At 68.9% G+C, this 17,125-nt stretch carries 23 protein-coding genes; 13 read left to right on the forward strand and 10 right to left on the reverse strand.

Going from position 1 to position 17,125, the window contains the following annotated elements; all coding sequences use genetic code 11:
* Together mnmE and GRI72_RS08530 are read right to left on the reverse strand one after the other, a co-directional pair.
* Complete coding sequence (gene mnmE / locus GRI72_RS08525) at positions 1–1,287, reverse strand: tRNA uridine-5-carboxymethylaminomethyl(34) synthesis GTPase MnmE (protein WP_160733474.1); 1,287 nt, start codon at positions 1,285–1,287, stop codon at positions 1–3.
* Between the two features lie 12 nt (positions 1,288–1,299).
* On the reverse strand, positions 1,300–1,566 hold the full coding sequence (locus GRI72_RS08530; protein ID WP_160733475.1) for a DUF6489 family protein: 267 nt from the start codon (positions 1,564–1,566) through the stop codon (positions 1,300–1,302).
* Between the two features lie 120 nt (positions 1,567–1,686).
* Between GRI72_RS08530 and GRI72_RS08535 the strand changes: the two genes are divergently transcribed.
* Positions 1,687–2,385, forward strand: coding sequence for a dienelactone hydrolase family protein (locus tag GRI72_RS08535; RefSeq protein ID WP_160733476.1), 699 nt, complete (start codon positions 1,687–1,689; stop codon positions 2,383–2,385).
* Between the two features lie 13 nt (positions 2,386–2,398).
* Entirely contained in the window at positions 2,399–4,015 is a 1,617-nt protein-coding gene (locus tag GRI72_RS08540) for an FMN-binding glutamate synthase family protein (RefSeq protein WP_160733477.1), read from the forward strand.
* Positions 4,016–4,059: 44 nt separating this feature from the next.
* Here the strand turns inward: GRI72_RS08540 and GRI72_RS08545 are convergent, their stop codons facing one another.
* The 5 genes from GRI72_RS08545 to hemE all read right to left on the reverse strand — a co-directional run bounded on the left by GRI72_RS08545 (position 4,060) and on the right by hemE (position 8,163).
* Positions 4,060–4,512 carry a BLUF domain-containing protein gene (locus tag GRI72_RS08545; RefSeq protein WP_160733674.1) on the reverse strand — a complete coding sequence of 151 codons (453 nt, stop codon included), beginning with the start codon at positions 4,510–4,512 and terminating at the stop codon, positions 4,060–4,062.
* Positions 4,513–4,609: 97 nt separating this feature from the next.
* Entirely contained in the window at positions 4,610–5,161 is a 552-nt protein-coding gene (locus tag GRI72_RS08550) for an AAA family ATPase (protein WP_160733478.1), read from the reverse strand.
* Positions 5,162–5,170: 9 nt separating this feature from the next.
* Positions 5,171–6,436, reverse strand: coding sequence for a transcription termination factor Rho (gene rho, locus GRI72_RS08555; RefSeq protein ID WP_160733479.1), 1,266 nt, complete (start codon positions 6,434–6,436; stop codon positions 5,171–5,173).
* A 203-nt stretch (positions 6,437–6,639) separates the two neighbouring features.
* On the reverse strand, positions 6,640–7,083 hold the full coding sequence (locus tag GRI72_RS08560) for a CopD family protein (protein ID WP_160733480.1): 444 nt from the start codon (positions 7,081–7,083) through the stop codon (positions 6,640–6,642).
* A 9-nt stretch (positions 7,084–7,092) separates the two neighbouring features.
* Positions 7,093–8,163 (reverse strand): uroporphyrinogen decarboxylase, encoded by a 1,071-nt coding sequence (gene hemE, locus GRI72_RS08565; protein ID WP_160733481.1) that lies wholly within the window; start codon positions 8,161–8,163, stop codon positions 7,093–7,095.
* 329 nt (positions 8,164–8,492) lie between these two features.
* Between hemE and GRI72_RS08570 the strand changes: the two genes are divergently transcribed.
* From GRI72_RS08570 to GRI72_RS08615, 10 genes are all read left to right on the forward strand, one after another.
* Positions 8,493–9,350 carry a pyruvate, water dikinase regulatory protein gene (locus GRI72_RS08570; RefSeq protein ID WP_160733482.1) on the forward strand — a complete coding sequence of 286 codons (858 nt, stop codon included), beginning with the start codon at positions 8,493–8,495 and terminating at the stop codon, positions 9,348–9,350.
* A complete protein-coding gene (locus GRI72_RS08575) occupies positions 9,347–9,925 on the forward strand; it encodes a Maf family protein (protein ID WP_160733483.1) in 579 nt (192 codons plus the stop codon). The genes GRI72_RS08570 and GRI72_RS08575 overlap by 4 nt, the downstream gene beginning before the upstream one ends.
* On the forward strand, positions 9,922–10,776 hold the full coding sequence (locus tag GRI72_RS08580; protein WP_160733484.1) for a shikimate dehydrogenase family protein: 855 nt from the start codon (positions 9,922–9,924) through the stop codon (positions 10,774–10,776). The genes GRI72_RS08575 and GRI72_RS08580 overlap by 4 nt, the downstream gene beginning before the upstream one ends.
* Entirely contained in the window at positions 10,773–11,363 is a 591-nt protein-coding gene (coaE, locus tag GRI72_RS08585) for a dephospho-CoA kinase (protein ID WP_160733485.1), read from the forward strand. Before GRI72_RS08580 ends, coaE begins: the two co-directional genes overlap by 4 nt.
* Positions 11,364–11,429: 66 nt before the next feature.
* Positions 11,430–12,116, forward strand: a complete 687-nt coding sequence (gene dnaQ / locus GRI72_RS08590; protein ID WP_160733486.1) for a DNA polymerase III subunit epsilon — start codon at positions 11,430–11,432, stop codon at positions 12,114–12,116.
* A 41-nt stretch (positions 12,117–12,157) separates the two neighbouring features.
* Complete coding sequence (gene hpf / locus GRI72_RS08595) at positions 12,158–12,727, forward strand: ribosome hibernation-promoting factor, HPF/YfiA family (protein ID WP_160733487.1); 570 nt, start codon at positions 12,158–12,160, stop codon at positions 12,725–12,727.
* A 170-nt stretch (positions 12,728–12,897) separates the two neighbouring features.
* Positions 12,898–13,320: a PTS sugar transporter subunit IIA gene (locus GRI72_RS08600; RefSeq protein ID WP_237486950.1), complete on the forward strand. Its 423-nt coding sequence runs from the start codon at positions 12,898–12,900 to the stop codon at positions 13,318–13,320.
* The gene (locus tag GRI72_RS08605) at positions 13,295–13,777 is read left to right on the forward strand and encodes a PaaI family thioesterase (RefSeq protein ID WP_160733489.1); all 483 of its coding nucleotides are present in this window, start codon (positions 13,295–13,297) and stop codon (positions 13,775–13,777) included. Before GRI72_RS08600 ends, GRI72_RS08605 begins: the two co-directional genes overlap by 26 nt.
* Position 13,778: 1 nt before the next feature.
* Complete coding sequence (locus GRI72_RS08610) at positions 13,779–14,117, forward strand: DUF1491 family protein (protein ID WP_160733490.1); 339 nt, start codon at positions 13,779–13,781, stop codon at positions 14,115–14,117.
* 204 nt (positions 14,118–14,321) lie between these two features.
* A complete protein-coding gene (locus tag GRI72_RS08615) occupies positions 14,322–14,969 on the forward strand; it encodes a cell wall hydrolase (RefSeq protein ID WP_160733491.1) in 648 nt (215 codons plus the stop codon).
* A 90-nt stretch (positions 14,970–15,059) separates the two neighbouring features.
* Here the strand turns inward: GRI72_RS08615 and xth are convergent, their stop codons facing one another.
* From xth to GRI72_RS08630, 3 genes are all read right to left on the reverse strand, one after another.
* Positions 15,060–15,833 carry an exodeoxyribonuclease III gene (xth, locus tag GRI72_RS08620; RefSeq protein WP_160733492.1) on the reverse strand — a complete coding sequence of 258 codons (774 nt, stop codon included), beginning with the start codon at positions 15,831–15,833 and terminating at the stop codon, positions 15,060–15,062.
* A 114-nt stretch (positions 15,834–15,947) separates the two neighbouring features.
* Positions 15,948–16,277, reverse strand: a complete 330-nt coding sequence (locus GRI72_RS08625) for a HesB/IscA family protein (protein ID WP_160733493.1) — start codon at positions 16,275–16,277, stop codon at positions 15,948–15,950.
* Positions 16,278–16,308: 31 nt separating this feature from the next.
* On the reverse strand, positions 16,309–16,740 hold the full coding sequence (locus GRI72_RS08630; RefSeq protein ID WP_160733494.1) for a CBS domain-containing protein: 432 nt from the start codon (positions 16,738–16,740) through the stop codon (positions 16,309–16,311).
* Between the two features lie 89 nt (positions 16,741–16,829).
* Here GRI72_RS08630 and GRI72_RS08635 point away from each other — a divergent pair, with 89 nt between their 5' ends.
* On the forward strand, positions 16,830–17,123 hold the full coding sequence (locus GRI72_RS08635) for a hypothetical protein (protein ID WP_160733495.1): 294 nt from the start codon (positions 16,830–16,832) through the stop codon (positions 17,121–17,123).
* Positions 17,124–17,125 lie beyond the last annotated feature (2 nt).

A 17,125-nucleotide genomic window follows, 5' to 3' on the forward strand; every position in this document is an offset into this window, starting at 1 on the left:
CTATTTGCCGATGCAGAACCGGCCGAAGAGCGCGTCGAGCATGTCCTCGGTCGAACTGCGCCCGACCAGGCGGTCGAAGGCGGCGCGGGCCTGCCGCAGGTGCTCGGCGACAATCAGCGGGTCGATCGCTTGCCCGATCCCGTCGAGCGCCGCATGGGCTTCGGCCACCAGCCCCGCCTGCCGCTCCGTCAGCGCCACGTCCCCCGGCGCCGGCAGGGCCGCGCGGGCATGGCCGATCATCCGTTCGCGCAGTGCGTCCAGCTGCTCGCCGGTGCGCGCGGACACCGCCATCGCGCCGCGCGACTTGGTCTGCCGCGCGGGATCGTCGGCCTTGGCATCGATCTCCCACGCGCCGGCCGGTCCCTGCCCTTCCGGCCCGAGCCAGAGGACGAGGTCGGCCCGCTCCACTTCCGCCTGGGCGCGGGCAATGCCGATCGTCTCGATCTCGTCGCCGGCGGTGCTGTCGCGCAGGCCCGCCGTATCGACGAAAGTGAAGGGAACCCCGGCCAGCGCGACCGACCGTTCGATCACGTCGCGCGTGGTGCCGGCTATGGGCGAGGTAATGGCCGCCTCGTTCTCTACCAATGCGTTGAAAAGGGTCGATTTTCCGGCGTTGGGCGGGCCTGCGAGAACCACCCTGAACCCTTCGCGCAGGACGCGGGCGCGCGGGCGGGCAAGCCAGGCGCCAAGCTCGCCCGCGAGCGCGGCAACGCGTTCGCCGAAGCCCTGCCCGAGGTCGCCGGCGTCTTCTTCGTCCGAGAAATCGAGCGCGGCCTCGACCTCGGCAGAGAGCGCCAGGACACGGTCACGCCAAGTTCCGACCTCTTGCGACAACCGCCCCCCGGCCAGCGCCATCGCGGCGCGCCTTTGCAGCTCGGTTTCCGATTCGAGCAGTTCGGCCAGCCCCTCGGCCTCGGCCAGGTCGATCCGGCCATTGGCGAAGGCACGCCGGGTGAACTCCCCCGGGGTCGCCGGTCGCAGCCCGGCGCACCGGGCGAGCGCCGCCTCGACCGCGGCGACCACCGCGCGCCCGCCGTGGAGGTGAAGCTCGGCAATGTCTTCCCCGGTCGCGGTGCGCGGCCCCGGCATCCACAGCACGAGCGCGTGATCGAGCGGCCCGCCCTCCGCATCGCGCAGCGTCCGCGCCGCCGCGCGCCGCGCCGGGGGCAGCCTGCCGCCCGCCAGCATGCGCAAGACCTCGCCCGCGGCCGGGCCGCTGACGCGCACGACCGCGATGCCGGCCGGCGGCGATCCGCTCGACAGTGCGAAAATCGTGTCGCGGGCCAAGCCTGCCGTCCCTCAGTCGGTTCCGCCTTCGGGCTTCCTGTCCCCCTTCCGGTCGGCCCGCGACGCGCCTTCGACGAAGCTCTGGAACATCTTCAGCCCGATCTGCCCCATCGGCGCGAGCTGCCGGGCATAGTCCTGCAGCTGGTCGGGGTTGCTGACCCCCTTCATCGCCTTGGCCATCATGTCGACATAGACGTCGTTGGCCTTGCCCACGTCGGGCAGGCCCATGAAGGTCCGGGCCTCTTCGGGCGTGCAGTCGATCTCGATATGGACCTTCATCGCGTTTCCTCCGTTGGGGTCGGGGGACAAACTGGGTTTGGCATTGCCCCCGCGCAAGCGTTAAGCCTGCCGATGGCGATCGCAACCGCCATGATGACCAGGACTGGAAGGGACAAGGATATGAGCGAAACCGCGAAGATCGAAACGCTTTCGGGCAGCGACAGCTTTTCCGCCTACGTCGCGCGTCCCGAGGGGCAGGCGCGCGCGGCGATCGTCGTGATCCAGGAAATCTTCGGCGTGAACGCCGGCATCCGGCGCAAATGCGATCGCCTGGCCGAAGACGGCTATCTCGCGGTGGCGCCGGACCTGTTCTGGCGACTGGAACCGGGGGTCGAGCTCGATCCCGATGTCGAGCCCGAGTTTCAGCGCGCGCTCGACCTGATGGGCAAGTTCGACCAGGACACCGGCATCCGCGATATCGAGGCGACGATCCACTGGATCCGGCGCAGCGAAGGCGTGGAGAAGGTCGGCGCGGTCGGTTACTGCCTCGGCGGGCGGCTGGCCTACATGACCGCGGCACGCACCGACGTCGATGCCTCGGTCGGTTACTACGCGGTCGGGATCGACGATCTCCTGCACGAAAAGCACGCGATCGCGCGCCCGCTGATGCTGCATGTCCCGACCGAGGACGGGTTCGTCGATGCGCAGACGCAGGCCGCGATGCACGAGGGACTGGACGATCATCCCAGGGTGACGCTGCACGACTATCCCGGGCTCGACCACGGCTTCGCGACCGAGTTCGGCAAGCGGCGCGACGAAGACGGGGCCCAGCTGGCCGATTCCCGCACCGCCGAGTTCTTCGCCCGCCACCTAGCCTGAGCGCGCGGCGGCGATGATCAACCGCGCACCCCTGCGGTTCTCCGGCAAAGTGGCGGGGCGCTTCGCGGCGCCGGTCGTCCTGCTGCTTCTCTCGGCCCTGTTCGCGGCCTGGCCGCCGCTGCGCTGGGGGCTGGTGGCCACCCTGCCGCTGCTGGCCCTGGCGCTGTGGGATTTCTTCCAGCACCGGCACACCTTGCGCCGCAACTACCCCCTGGTCGCGCGCATCCGCTGGCTGATGGAGGACCTGCGCCCCTATGCCCGCGCCTACGTCGTCGAAGGCGACCTGGAGGGCCGGCCGTTCAACCACGACGAGCGCGCACTGGTCTATGCCCGGTCGAAGGGGGAGCTCGATTCGCATCCCTTCGGGACCGAACTCGACGTCTATTCGGACGAGTACGAGTGGCTCGGCCATTCGATCGTGCCCAACGAGCAGGCCCCGGCCGACTGGCGGATCGACGTGGGCAGCTCGCAGTGTTCGCGCCCCTATTCCGCCTCGCTGCTCAACATCTCGGCGATGAGCTTCGGCTCGCTCTCCGCCAATGCCGTGCTCGCGCTCAACAAGGGCGCGGCGGCGGGCGGTTTCTATCACGACACCGGCGAAGGCGGGATCTCGCGGTACCACCGCGAGCACGGGGGCGATCTCGTCTGGGAAATCGGCAGCGGCTATTTCGGGTGCCGCGACGCGCAAGGGCGCTTCGACCCGGCCCGCTTCGCCGACAATGCCCAGGCCGAGCAGGTCAAGATGGTCGAGATCAAGCTGAGCCAGGGCGCGAAGCCGGGCCACGGCGGGGTCCTTCCCGGCGCCAAGGTAACCGCCGAAATCGCCGAAGCCCGCGGTGTAACCCCCGGAAAAGACTGTATTTCCCCGGCCGCCCACGCGACCTTTTCGACCCCGGTCGAGCTGCTCGAATGGGCGGCGCAGCTGCGCGACCTCTCGGGCGGGAAGCCGATCGGCCTGAAGCTCTGCGTGGGCAAGCCGCACGAGGCCTTCGCGCTGGCCAAGGCGATGCGCGAAACGGGGATCCGGGTCGATTACATCATCGTCGACGGCGGCGAGGGCGGCACCGGGGCCGCGCCGGTCGAAATGTCCAACCGCGTGGGCATGCCGCTGCGTGAAGGGCTGATCCTGATGCGCAACGCGCTGGTCGGGTGCGACCTGAAGGACGAAGTCCGCCTCGCCGCCGCGGGCAAGATCCACTCGGGCGCGGGCATGGCGATGAGCTTCGGCCTCGGCGCCGACTGGTGCAATGCCGCGCGCTCCTTCATGTTCGCGCTCGGCTGCGTCCAGTCGATGCGCTGCCACGACGATACCTGCCCGACCGGGATCACGACCCAGGACGCGACCCGCCAGCGCGGGCTGGTGGTGGACGACAAGGCCGAACGGGTGACGCGGTTCCACCGCCACACCCTCCACGCCCTGCGCGAGCTGGTCGTATCGATGGGGCTCGACAATCCCTGGCAGATCGAACCGTGCAATATCTCCGAACGGCAGAACAGCGCGCGGTCGGACAGCATCGACCAGATCTACCAGTTCCTCGAGAGGGGGCAGCTCCTCGCCGATCCCGGCTCGACCCAATATGCCCGCGAATGGGCCTATGCCCGCATCGACAGCTTCGCCCGCGCGCTCTGACCCGCCCGGCCCCGGTCAGCGCCCGCCGCCCCGGTGCGGCGAGATCAGTTGAGGCGGGAAAAGTTCACCACCATCTGCCGGATTTCCGGCTCGAGCGCGCCGGGCAGGATGGCTTCCACGGCGTCGCGGCGCTCGGCCGGGTCGTCGGCCAGCCACAAGCGCTCCATCGCCCATTCGGGGCACGCGCGCTGCTGTGTCGGGCGATCGTAGAGCCGCACCATGCCGTGATGGCGCCGGTCGCGCGCGAGGCGGTTCATCAGCACGATCAGCTCGGCCTGCTGCCCTTCGATCATCTGCAGGAAATTGCGCCCGTTGTAGAGCAGGAAGCCGGTGATCCCGTTGGTCGCGTTGTTGCGCACGGCAGTCGCGAGAATGGCCGCCACGTCCCCTTCGGGGAGCGAAGGGGCGGTGCTGATATAGACGAATTGTCGGATGTCGGTCCTCCGCGCCGGGGTCGAGAAAAGCCTGGTCCCGGTCAGAGGATCAGCTGGATGCAGCGGCCAGCCTTAGACGATCGAAGCCGCGCAATCCACCCGCCCCCGCGAAACATCCGCCCGCGCGAAACACGCGCGACGCCTCGAACGCGGGCGGGGCCTAGTCCCCTTCTCCGGCGGCCGCGTCCATATGGGCGAGAACGAAGGCGACCCGATCGGCAACCCCGGCCAGCGGAAGGTCGACCGGCGCATAGCCGTAGTCGCGCCAGGCAGCGCAGACGGCGGCATCGCTCGCACGGGCGTCGTCCCAGTCCTGGATCCGTTCGTCGTCGCGGCGATAGATCGCGCGCCATGGCGGGGCGCGAAAGACCGGCCCGTCATAGCGCAGGTTCCGGCAGGCCTCGTCGATCGGCGCCGGCACCGGCAGGCCTTCCAGCCGCAGGAAGCCGACGATGTCGGGAAAGCCGCGATCGTAGACGATCGGCGAACCACCCTCCTCCGCGCGGCGATATGCGGCCAGTTCGGCATCGAACATGGCCCCCGCGAAACCCTGCGGATCGTCGCGCCGCAGCGCCATGCCGCCGGGCTCGCGCAGGATGGCGCGGGCCACCTCGGGCTCGGTCGCCAGGCCGCGCGCGGCGAGCGCATCGATCAGGGTCGATTTCCCCGTTCCGGGCCCGCCGGTAACGACCGTGCGAAGCGGGGCCGCCACGCCCGGCCCTTACTGGTTCATCGTGGCGAAGAAATCCTCGTTGGTCTTGGAATCCTTCATCTTGTCGAGGAGGAATTCCATCGCATCGACCGTGCCCATCTGCATGAGGATGCGGCGCAGGACCCACATCTTCGACATGATGTCCTTCGACACCAGAAGCTCTTCCTTGCGGGTGCCGGACTTGCCGACGTCGAGCGCGGGGAAGATCCGCTTGTCGGCGACCTTGCGATCGAGCACGATCTCCGAATTGCCGGTGCCCTTGAACTCCTCGAAGATCACCTCGTCCATCCGGCTGCCGGTGTCGATCAGCGCGGTGGCGATGATCGAGAGCGACCCGCCTTCCTCGATATTGCGCGCCGCGCCGAAGAAGCGCTTGGGCCGCTGCAGCGCATTGGCATCGACGCCGCCGGTCAGGACCTTGCCCGAGCTGGGCACGACCGTGTTGTAGGCCCGGCCGAGGCGCGTGATCGAATCGAGCAGGATCACCACGTCCTTCTTGTGCTCGACCAGGCGCTTGGCCTTTTCTATAACCATTTCAGCAACTTGCACGTGACGCTGGGCTGGTTCGTCGAACGTGGAGGAAATCACTTCCCCGTTCACGCTGCGCTGCATGTCGGTCACTTCCTCGGGCCGTTCGTCGACCAGGAGGACCAGCAGGAACACCTCGGGGTGGTTGTCGGTGATCGCCTTGGCGATGTTCTGCATCAGCACCGTCTTGCCGGTGCGCGGCGGGGCCACGATCAGCGCGCGCTGCCCCTTGCCCTGCGGCGAGATGATGTCGATCACCCGCGCGCTCTTGTCCTTCACCGTCGGATCGAGCGTGTCGAGGCTCAGCTTCTCGTCGGGATAGAGCGGGGTGAGGTTGTCGAAATTGGTCCGGTGGCGAACCTGGTCGGGATCGTCGAAGTTGACCTTGCTGAGGCTGGTCAGCGCGAAATAGCGCTCGCCGTCCTTCGGCGCGCGGATCTCGCCCTCGACGGTGTCGCCCGTCCTCAGGCCCCACTTGCGGATCTGGTTCGGCGAGACGTAGATGTCGTCGGGCCCGGCGAGATAGTTCGCCTCGGGGCTGCGCAGGAAGCCGAAGCCGTCCTGCAGCACCTCGATCGTGCCGACGCCCATGATCTTCTCGTCGTATTCCTCGTCTTCGGCGAGCTCGCGCAGGATGCAGAACATCAGGTCCTGCCGGCGCATCGTCGAAGCCCCTTCGACACCGAGTTCCTCGGCCATTTCGACCAGCTCGGCGGGGGCTTTCTGCTTCAGTTCTTTCAGGTGCATCTTCGAAAATCCGTGGTGGAAATGGCCAGGAGGTCGGTGGGGCCCGGCGCCGCGGGGGACGCAGGGGCATGCTTGGGGAAAGCGGACCCGGCAACCGCAGGTCGTGCGGCGCCTCAGCCGTAAGGGAAGTGGGGGAAATACGCCCGCCGGCAAGCGCCGTCAATTCGCATTTCGCCGGCCCGGCCCGCGCGCGCGGCGACCGGTCAGAACGGGCGCACGACCACCAAGACGACGATCAGCGCGGCCGCGATCCCCGGCACTTCGTTGAGCAGGCGCAGCCGCCGCCCTTCCAGCCGGCGATCGCCCGCGGCAAGCTTGCGCGCGTAGCCCGCCATCCAGCCGTGATAGGCGGACAGGACCAGGACCAGCGCCAGCTTGCCGTGGAACCAGCCCTGGCTCCACGCATCGACGGTGAAGGCCAGCGCCAGGCCGAGGATCCACACGACCGCGATCGAGGGCGCGAGGATGATCCTGAGCAGGCGCCGCTCCCGCTCGACCCAGGCGGCTTCCTCGGCCGATCCCGGCGCCGTTTCCTGGTGGTAGACGAAGAACCGCGGCAGCATGAACAGGCCCGCCATCCAGAAGATCACGAAGATCAGGTGGCCGGCCTTCAGCCAGGGGTAGAGCGTGCCGAGAATCTCCTGCATGGGCCCGGTCTAGGCCCGGGCGCCGCGTTCGTCACCCCCCGTCATCGCGCCCCCTCGTTCCGCCGCGCCGCGGACCGTTTCGATCAGCGTCTCGACATGGGCGATCGGCGTGTGCTGGCCGATCCCGTGGCCGAGGTTGAAGACGTGGGGGCGCCCGGCGAAAGCATCGAGGATCGCTCGCGTTCGCGTGACCAGCCGGTCGCCCCCGGCCAGCAGGAGCAGCGGATCGAGATTGCCCTGGACCGGCATGTCGGCGGGCAGTTCGCGGTTGACCCACTCGGGGTCGAGCGCCTCGTCCACGCCGACCGCGTCGACCCCGGTTTCCCGTGCGTAGGCCGGCAGCTTCTCGCCCGCCCCCTTGGGAAAACCGATCACCGGCACGCCGGGGAACCGTGCGTGGATGGCCCCGGCGATCGCCGCATTGGGCGCGACGACCCAGCGTTCGAACTCGTCGGGGGCGAGGCTGCCGGCCCAGCTGTCGAACAGTTGCACCGCTTCCGCACCCGCCTCGATCTGGCCGGCGAGGTAATCGATCGTGACCGAGGCGATCCGGTCGATCAGCGTGCGGAAGGCGGCCGGGTCGCGATAGGCCATCGCACGCGCGGCGTGCTGGTCGCGGCTCCCCTCGCCCGCGACCATGTAGGTCGCCACGGTCCAGGGGCTGCCGGCAAAGCCCAGAAGGGTCGTCCCCTCGGCCAGCCGCGCCTTCACCCGCCGCACCGTCTCGTAGATCGGGGCCAGCCGTTCGGGCACGGCCTCCAGCTCGGCCAGCGCGCTCTCGGCCAGCGGGGGCGAGAGCTGCGGCCCCTCGCCGGCGACGAAGGCCAGGTCCTGCCCCATGGCATAGGGGACGATGAGGATGTCCGAAAACAGGATCGCCCCGTCGAAACCGAACCGGTCGATCGGCTGCATCGTGATCTCGGCCGCGGCCTCACTGTCATAGACCAGTTCGAGGAAACCGCCCTTGCGCGCCCGCAAGGCGCGGTACTCGGGCAGGTAGCGGCCGGCCTGGCGCATGAGCCACAGCGGCACGCGATCGCATGGCTTGCCGTTCAGGGTATCGAGGAGAAGGCCGGGCATTCGGGAAGGTCCAATCAATAAAATAAGAGTCTTTAATAAGGATTCTGGAGTCTGTTGGCCCTGTGGATAGCGGGGACGGATCGGCCCTGCCCGATTTCTCCCGCCCTGAACAGGCCCGGGCGGTTCGGGACTCGCCGCGATTGCGCGTCAATCGATCGTTTTCCCCGCTGTCCCCAGCCTGTCGACAACCGGCCCGCCCTGTCCAGAACCCCGGCGCGATCGGGCCGGTAGCGGGCACGAATCCGGTGCCCGAACTTGTCGCCAGCCTTGTCCCGTGGTTTATGCCGCACATTCTCCACAGCCGATCGTCCAAGGACGCACCCGCCCGGATGACCCGTCTCCACCTCCATCTCGTGTCCGATTCCACCGGCGAAACGCTGGAAATGGTGGCCAAGGCGGCGCTGGCCCAGTTCGACGATGCCGAGATCGTGCGCCATTTCTGGCCCATGGTCCGTTCGCGCCAGCACCTTTCGCGCATCCTGCCCGATCTCGCCGACAACCCGGGGCTGGTTCTGTTCACGCTGGTCAACCCGGAAACGCGCGCGACGCTGGAAGAGCATTGCCGCCAGGCGGGCCTGCCGGCCGTCCCCGCGCTCGACGCCGTGACCGAGGCGCTCGAGACGCAGCTGGGCCAGGCGGCGCATGGCCGGCCGGGCCGGCAGCACGCGATGGACGATGCCTATTTCCGGCGGGTCGACGCGATCCATTTCACCATCGCGCACGACGACGGCGTGGGGTGGGAAGACTGGGAAGAGGCCGATATCGTTCTCGCCGGCGTCTCGCGCTCGTCGAAGACGCCGACCAGCATCTACCTCGCCAACCGCGGCTACAAGGTCGCCAATATCCCACTGGTCATGGAAAGCCCGCCGCCGCCCTCGCTCTTCGCCTTGCGGCGCCCGCTGGTCGTGGGGCTGACCACCGCGCCCGAACGGCTGGTGCAGATCCGGCGCAACCGCCTGCTGAGCCTGAACGAGGGGACCGAGACATCCTATGTCGACAACGAACGGGTGCGGGCCGAGGTGCAGTTCGCCCGCCGCATGTTCGCCGACAACGGCTGGCCGGTGATCGACGTGACCCGCCGCTCGATCGAGGAGACCGCCGCGGCGGTGATCCGCCTCCACGCCGAACGCGGCGACCGGCGCGACGAGACCGGGCCGTCGGCGCTGTCGGGGGGCAAGCCGATATGATCGTGCTCGCATCCAGAAGCGCCTCGCGCGCGGCCATGCTGGCGGCCGCCGGGGTCGCTTTCGAGGCCCGGCCCGCGCCGATCGACGAGCGCGCGCTGGAGGCCGCGATGGACGGCGCGGCCCCCGGCCAGGTGGCGCTCGCGCTGGCCGAGGCCAAGGCCCTCGCGGCGGGCGACCCGGCCGTGCCGGTGCTGGGAAGCGATTCGCTGGTCGTGGTCGATGGCGCGCGCTTCGACAAGCCGGCCGACCGGGACCGGGCGGCCGAGCACCTGCGGGCCTTTTCCGGCCGCACGATGGAGCTGCATTCGGCCGCCGCGATCGCGCGCGGGGGCACGATCGCCTGGCGCCACGCAGCGGTCGCGCGGCTGCAGGTGCGCCGCCTGTCGCAACGGTTCATCGAAAGCTACCTCGATGCCGAGTGGCCCGCGGTGTCGCACTGCGTCGGGGCGTTCCGGATCGAGGGGCCCGGGGTCCAGCTGTTCGAGGCGATCGAGGGCGACCATTTCACGGTCCTGGGCATGCCGCTCCTCCCCGTGCTCGGCGCCCTGCGCGACATGGACGTGCTGCCGGCATGACGCGCCTGGTGGCAGAAGTGATCGGCGACCCGATCGGCCATTCGAAGTCGCCGGCGATCCACGGCTACTGGATTGCCGAACTCGGGCTGGAGGCGGATTACCGCGCGCACCGCGTCACGGCGGAGGGACTGGGCGACTATCTCGCTCGCCGGCGCGCCGAGCCACAATGGCGCGGGTGCAACGTGACGATGCCGCACAAGCAGGCGATCATCCCCCTGCTCGACCGGGTCGATCCCTTCGCCGCGCGGGTCGGGGCGGTCAACACCGTCGTGCGCGAGGGCGAGGAACTGGTCGGCTACAACACCGACGTCGCGGGCTTTCTCGAACCGCTCGGCCCGGTGCTGGAGCGCCGGCACCTGTTTCGCATGGCGCGCGTGCTGGGCACGGGTGGCGCGGCGCGGGCGGTCGTCGCCGGGCTGGTCGATCACGGGTTCACGCTGGTCGTCGCGGGCCGCAACCCGGACAAGGCGCGCGCCCTGCTCGACCGGTTCGATCCCGGAGGCGAGCACCACGTGGCCGAACTGCGCCATTTCGCCGCGCCGACGGCGTTCCGGTTCGACGACCGCGCGCATTGCTGCGACCTCGTGATCAATGCCAGCCCGCTGGGAATGCGCGGCCAGCCGCCGCTCGCTTTCGACTGGAGCCATGCCCCGCCGGGCAGCATTGCCTACGACATCGTGACCGACCCGGTGGAGACCGGGTTCCTCGCCGATGCGCGCGCGGCCGGCTTCGACACGATCGACGGTCTCGCCATGCTGATCGGCCAGGCGCGCGAGGCCTTCGCCCGCTTCTTCGGCCGGCAGCCCCCGCGCGAGCGCGACGCCGCCCTGCGCGAAAGAATCGCGCCATGACCCAGCCGCGCATTGTCGGGCTGACCGGGTCGATCGGGATGGGCAAGTCGACCGTCGCGGCCATGTTCGCGCGTGCCGGCGTGCCCGTGTTCGATGCCGATGCCGAAGTGCGCGCGCTCCAGGGGCCGGGCGGCGACCTGCTGGCGCCGATCGAGGCGGCTTTCCCCGGCACGACGGGCCCCGACGGGGTCGATCGCGATCGCCTGGGGCGCGAGGTGTTCGGCAATGCCGAGGCGCTGGGCCGGCTGGAGGCAATCGTCCATCCCGCCGTCGCCCGCCGCCGCGAACGCTTCCTGCTCGAACACGCGGGCGCGCCCCTGGTCGTGTTCGACATCCCCTTGCTGTTCGAGAAAGGCGGGCACGCGTCGGTCGATACCGTGGTCGTCGTCTCCGCGCCCGAGGACGTCCAGCGCGAGCGGGTTCTCGCGCGGCCGGGAATGACGCCGGAAAAGTTCGCGCAGATCCTCGCGCTCCAGGTGCCCGACGCGGAAAAGCGTCGGCGCGCCGACCACGTGATCGACACCGGCGTGCCCCTTGCCCAGACCGAGGCCGCGGTGCGCGACCTCGCCGCCCGCCTCGCGCGCTAGCGCCGGGGGGCAAAAAAGGCGCGATCCCCCTTGTCACCGGCCGGCCGGAGTCCGATAGATAGCGCAATGCGCGAGATCGTGTTCGACACCGAAACCACCGGCCTAGACCCCGCCAGCGGGGACCGGATGGTCGAGATCGGCTGTGTCGAGCTGATGAACCGCGTACCCACCGGGCAGACCTTCCACGCCTATTTCAACCCGGAACGCGACATGCCCGCCGGGGCCGAGGCGGTCCACGGCCTGTCGAGCGCCTTCCTGGCGGACAAGCCGCTGTTCCGCGACACGGCGCAGGCCCTGCTCGAATTCATCGCCGATTCGCCGCTCGTCGCGCACAACGCGGCGTTCGACTTCGGCTTTCTCAATGCCGAACTCTCGCTCTGCGAGCGCGAGGCCGTGTGCATGAGCCGGATGATCGACACGGTTGCGCTGGCACGCAAGCGGCACCCGGGCGCGAAGCTCTCGCTCGATGCCTTGTGCAGCCGTTACGGCGTCGATCGCAGCCACCGGGTGAAGCACGGCGCCCTGCTCGATGCCGAGTTGCTCGCCCAGGTCTATGTCGAATTGACCGGCGGGCGGCAGATCGGGCTGGAATTGGCGGCCGAGACCTCGCGCACCGACATGATCGCCGTCGTCAGCCGCCCCCGGGCGCAGCGGACCCCGCGGCCGGCGCGGCCCCACGCGGCCAGCGCCGAAGAGCTTTCCCGGCACCGGGCCTTCCTCGCGCGCATGGAGGCGCCGCTTTGGAGCAGCTGACCGGGATCGGGGGGTCGCACTAGCAACGGAGAAGACCGTCGATGGATATTCGCGTTTCAGGCCACCAGATCGAAACCGGCGCTGCCCTGCAGGACCACGCTGCCGACCGGCTCAACAGCATCGTCGACAAGTACTTCAACCGGGCGCTCGCCTCGCAGGTCACGTTCGGCAAGGCCCCGGCGGGCGCGTTCAGTTGCGACATCGTGACCCATGTCATGCAGGGAACCGTGGTGAAGGGCCATGCGGAGGCGCAGGACGCGCACCAGGCCTTCGACCGCGCGGCGGAAAAGATCGACAAGCAGCTGCGCCGTTACAAGCGCCGCCTGCAGGACCGCCATGCCCAGGCTGTCCACGCCCAGCGCGAGGAAGAGGCCGCCTATACGATCTTCGCCGCCCCGGACGAGGAAGCGGAGGAGGTCGCGGGCGACGACACGCCGATGATCGTTGCCGAAACGACCGCCGATATCCCGGAAACCAGTGTGGCCGACGCGGTGATGATGCTCGACCTGCGCGACACCAATGCCCTGTTCTTCAAAAACGCTGGCACGGGGCGGCATAATATGGTCTATCGCCGCCGGGACGGTTCGATCGGCTGGGTCGAGCCACGTTGACCGGCAGGGCATGCCAACCCGCACGCCCTGGAAAAATCCGCCGGATTGCAGGGATATAATTCCCGAACGCCGCGTTATCGACGCTCCCTTACGCCGATCCGCGGCGCGTTGGACAGAATCACGACCGAACGATGAATGCACATTTCAGATTGATTCCCGAGGCCATCGCGATGAGCGATGCGCCATCCAAGCCCGCCGTGCTGGAAGCGCTGGCCGCCTGTTTCGAGAATGCCTACGGCATTCGCGCGGCGGACGTGCTCGAGGCGCTGGACGAGCGCGAGAAGCTCGGCAGCACCGGGTTCGGCCGCGGGGTCGCGATACCGCACGCCCGGCTGGGGCAGGTCAACCGCCCGGTTGCCGCCCTGCTCAAGTTGTCGTCCCCGGTCGCCTTCGACGCGGCCGACGGCATGCCGGTGGAGCTCGCCTTCGGCCTGATCTCGCCCGAGAACGCGGGTGCGGCGCATCTCCACGCGCTCGCCGCGATCTCGCGCATGGTGCGCGAGGAAACGACGCATCGCATCCTGATGGAGGCCACCGACGCGGAAACGCTGCGCGCTTCGCTGGCCAATGCCAACGACCGTGACGTCGCCTGAAACCCCGTTCGGCGCCGGGCCGCATTACCGCGCGCTCGAATCGCTCTACAGCTCGGCCCCGGTCAACGCCCTGTTCGATTCGCGGCTGGACATCGTCGGCGAGGGGCAGACCCGGATCGAGTTCACCGTGACCGAGGCGGCCTATCACGCCGCCGGGGCGGCCCACGGCACGATCTATTTCAAGATGCTCGACGACGCGGCCTTCTATGCCGCGAACACGCTGGTCACAGACCGATTCCTGCTCACGACCTCGTTCAACCTCCATTTCACCAAGCCGGTGAAGGCGGGCAAGGTCCTCGCCGAAGGGCACTGGGTCAGCGGCCGCCGGCGGGTCCTCGTCGCCGAATCGCGCCTGGTGGACGGCGAGGGGGACGAGGTCGGCCGCGGTACCGGGACCTTCATGCGTTCGCGCATCGCGCTTTCCAGCCTGCCCGGCTACCGCTCGCACGCGGGCTGACATGGAGGGCGCGCGCCTGCCCGCCCACCTCGAGGCCCATGCCATCCTGCGTCTGGCCGAATCGCTCGGGGGATTCGCCTCGGTTATCGAAAAAGGTGAACGCGACGCCGGCACCCTGCTGGTGGTAACGATCTATCGCAGCGAGCCGGCGCGCCTTTTCGAAAGGATGCCGCAGCTCGACGGATCGCGGCGATTCGTACAGGCGCGGATTCAAGATACTGAAAACCCTGAGGAATTTTGGGACTATCTGAAAAAGCGAAAGCGCCAGGACGGCGATATCTGGATTCTGGAGGCAGATATCGCGGACCATGCACGGTTCGTCGCAGCAATTAACGGATAAGTTGACATGAAACGGCCGCACCCTATTTGGCCGCGCAACTCTCCGAGGCGCAGGCGGTTCGGGCGGCAATGTGGCCGCGCAACTGGCACGCAGACGGGGAACGGCCGGCAGGCCCGATAACTGGACCCACCATACAACGCCAAGAAACGCAATCAGGTCCCAGCCTGCGACAGTGCTCGTTCACCGCCCAGATATGACGGATAGATGAGTCGCAAGACCCGCTTTTCCCTGTACGCGGCCCTCGCCGCATGCACGGCTTTTACGATTGCCAGCGCCGAAGGTTCCGGCGCCAATGCCCAGCCGGGCGAGAACCCTGAAATTGCCGAGACGGCCGTGACCGAAGAGGTCGTGCCGGTCTTCGTCGAAAACGAAGTCGTCCAGCTGGTCCCCGAACGGGCGGCCGAGGACGAGGTCGACGCCGCGGTGTCCTCGGCATCCTCGCTGCGCGAGCTTGTCCGCCGCATACCCGACCGTGAGGCGCTGTCCCGCGACATGGAATGCCTGGCCGGCGCCGTTTATTTCGAATCGCGCGGGGAGCCGCTTGCCGGCCAGCTCGCGGTGGCGCAGGTCGTGATCAACCGCGCCGATTCGCATCTCTTCCCCGAAAGCTATTGCGCCGTGGTCTACCAGCGCGCGCAGTTCTCCTTCGTTCGCGGCGGCACGATGCCCCGCATCCGCCGCGGTTCGGCCGCGTGGAAGCGCGCGAAGGCGGTGGCGCGGATCGCGCACGAGGGGCTGTGGGAAAGCGAGGCGGCCGATTCGCTCTATTTCCACGCGAACTACGTTCGCCCTGCCTGGAGCCGCACGAAGCAGGCCCGGGCGACGATCGACACCCACATCTTCTACCGCTGACCGGGCGATGGCCGGCAACGGGGGCGGGCCGCGCATGGCCTGCCCCCTGCCCCTGCGCATAGCCCCCGCCCGGGGTTTTCCGGCCGCGGATCAGTCGCCGATCTCGACCCAGACCGGGGCGTGGTCGCTGGCTTTCTCGCGCCCCCGATACTCCTTGTCCACGCCGGCCGCGGTCATCCGGTCGGCCAGCTCGGGGCTCAGCAGCAGGTGGTCGATGCGAAACCCGTGGTCGCGCGGCCAGGCCCCGGCCTGGTAGTCCCAGAACGTCCATACCCCGCCCCGCGGGTTGAGCGTGTCGATCGCGTCGGTCCACCCGTCGGCCAGCAGGCGCCGATAGGCCGCGCGCGATTCGGGCTGCATCAGCGCGTCGCTGGCCATCGCGGCCGGCGACCAGACGTCCTTGTCTTCCGGAATGACGTTGAAATCGCCCACCACGGCGCAGGGAATCTCCTGCGCCCACAACTCGGCCATGCGCGCGCGCAGGCGGTCCATCCAGGCGAGCTTGTAATCGAACTTCGGGCCCGGCTGCGGGTTGCCGTTGGGCAGGTAGATGCAGGCGATCCGCACGCCGTTGACGTCGGCCTCGATATAGCGGGCGTGCAGGTCCTCCGGATCGCCGGGCAGCGTGCGCTGCGCCTCGACCGGTTCGACCCCGTCGGCGAGGATGGCGACGCCGTTGAAGCCCTTCTGGCCATGCCAGATCGCGCGATAGCCGATCTTCTCGAACTCGGCGGCGGGGAAGCTTTCGTCCTGGCTCTTGATTTCCTGCAGGCAGGCGACCGCGGGGCGGGTCTCCTCGAGCCACTCGATCAGCCGCGGCAGGCGCGCCTTGACCCCGTTGATGTTGAAACTGGCGATGCGCACCGGGCTCCCCTTCTTCGGCGGGCCGGCCCGGCATGCGGGGCGCGGCCGTTTGCGTCGGGTGCCAGCGCTAGACAATAACCGGGGGGCGCGACAAGCGCGCGCGCCCGCGACCGGTCAGATTCCGAAGCTCGATCCGCAGCCGCAGCCGGCCGCCGCGTTGGGGTTTTCCACCCGGAAGGCCGCGCCGCCCAGCGATTCGACGAAATCGACCGTGCTGCCCGCGACGAGGTCGAGGCTGACCGGATCGACGACCAGGCGCACGCCGTCGGTCTCGCTCACGCTGTCGTCGGCGTCGGGCGCATCGGCCAGGTCGAAGCGGTACTGGAAGCCCGAACAGCCCCCGCCCTCGACCGAGAGGCGCAGGAGCGCCGGTTTCGACTGGCGCTCGGCGATCCAGGCGACTCGCTTCGCGGCGGCGGGGGTCAGGGAAGGAATATCGGCCATGGACGGGATATGGGCGCTCCGGCCCGCGCCCTCAAGCCGTGCGGATGTAATCGCGCATCGCGGCCGCCTCGCGCTCGGCCTCGTCGATGCGCGACTTGACCAGGTCGCCGATCGAGATGAAGCCGCACATCACCTCGCCTTCCATCACCGGCAGGTGCCGGATGCGCCGCCGCGTCATCAGCGAAAGCGCCTCGTCCACCTTGGTCGCCGGGGTCGCGGTGATCGCCGGCGCCGTCATCACCTCGCGCACCGAGCGGTCGAGCGCGGCGCCGCCCTCTTCGGCCAGGCAGTAGAGCACGTCGCGTTCGGAAACGATCCCGGCGACGCGTCCCCCCTCCATCACCGGCAGGGCGCCGATCCGCCGCCGGGCGAGCGTCGCCACGACATCGCGCACCCGCGCGTCGGCATCGCACCGGACGATCTCGGCGCTCGAACGGCCTGCGATAAGCCTTGCTATCTCCATGATATTCCACCTCCTCCGCGGAAAGGCGGAGGATGCCATGAAACGCGCGCCATTGCCAATCGCCGGCCGACGGCCCAAAGACGGGCCCCATGGTACCGCCTTCCCCGCTCGACGATCCCGACAAGGCCGCGTTCGCCTGGGCGCGCTACAAGCGCCTGATGCGCGCCATGGTCCTGGTGACCCTGGTGGTCGTCGCGCTGGTCCTGGCCTATCTCTACCTGACCGACAGCGCGCACTCGTTCCATTTCTACATCGCCACCGCGCTCGGCGTGGGCGCGACGATGATGCTCACGGCGGCGCTGATGGGCCTGGTGTTCCTTTCCAGCGGCACCGGCCACGACGAGAGCGTGACCGACCTGACCGAGGACGAGCGCGAGCGCTGATC

This window comes from Pelagerythrobacter marinus (assembly GCF_009827515.1).
Taxonomy (GTDB): Bacteria; Pseudomonadota; Alphaproteobacteria; order Sphingomonadales; family Sphingomonadaceae; genus Pelagerythrobacter; species Pelagerythrobacter marinus.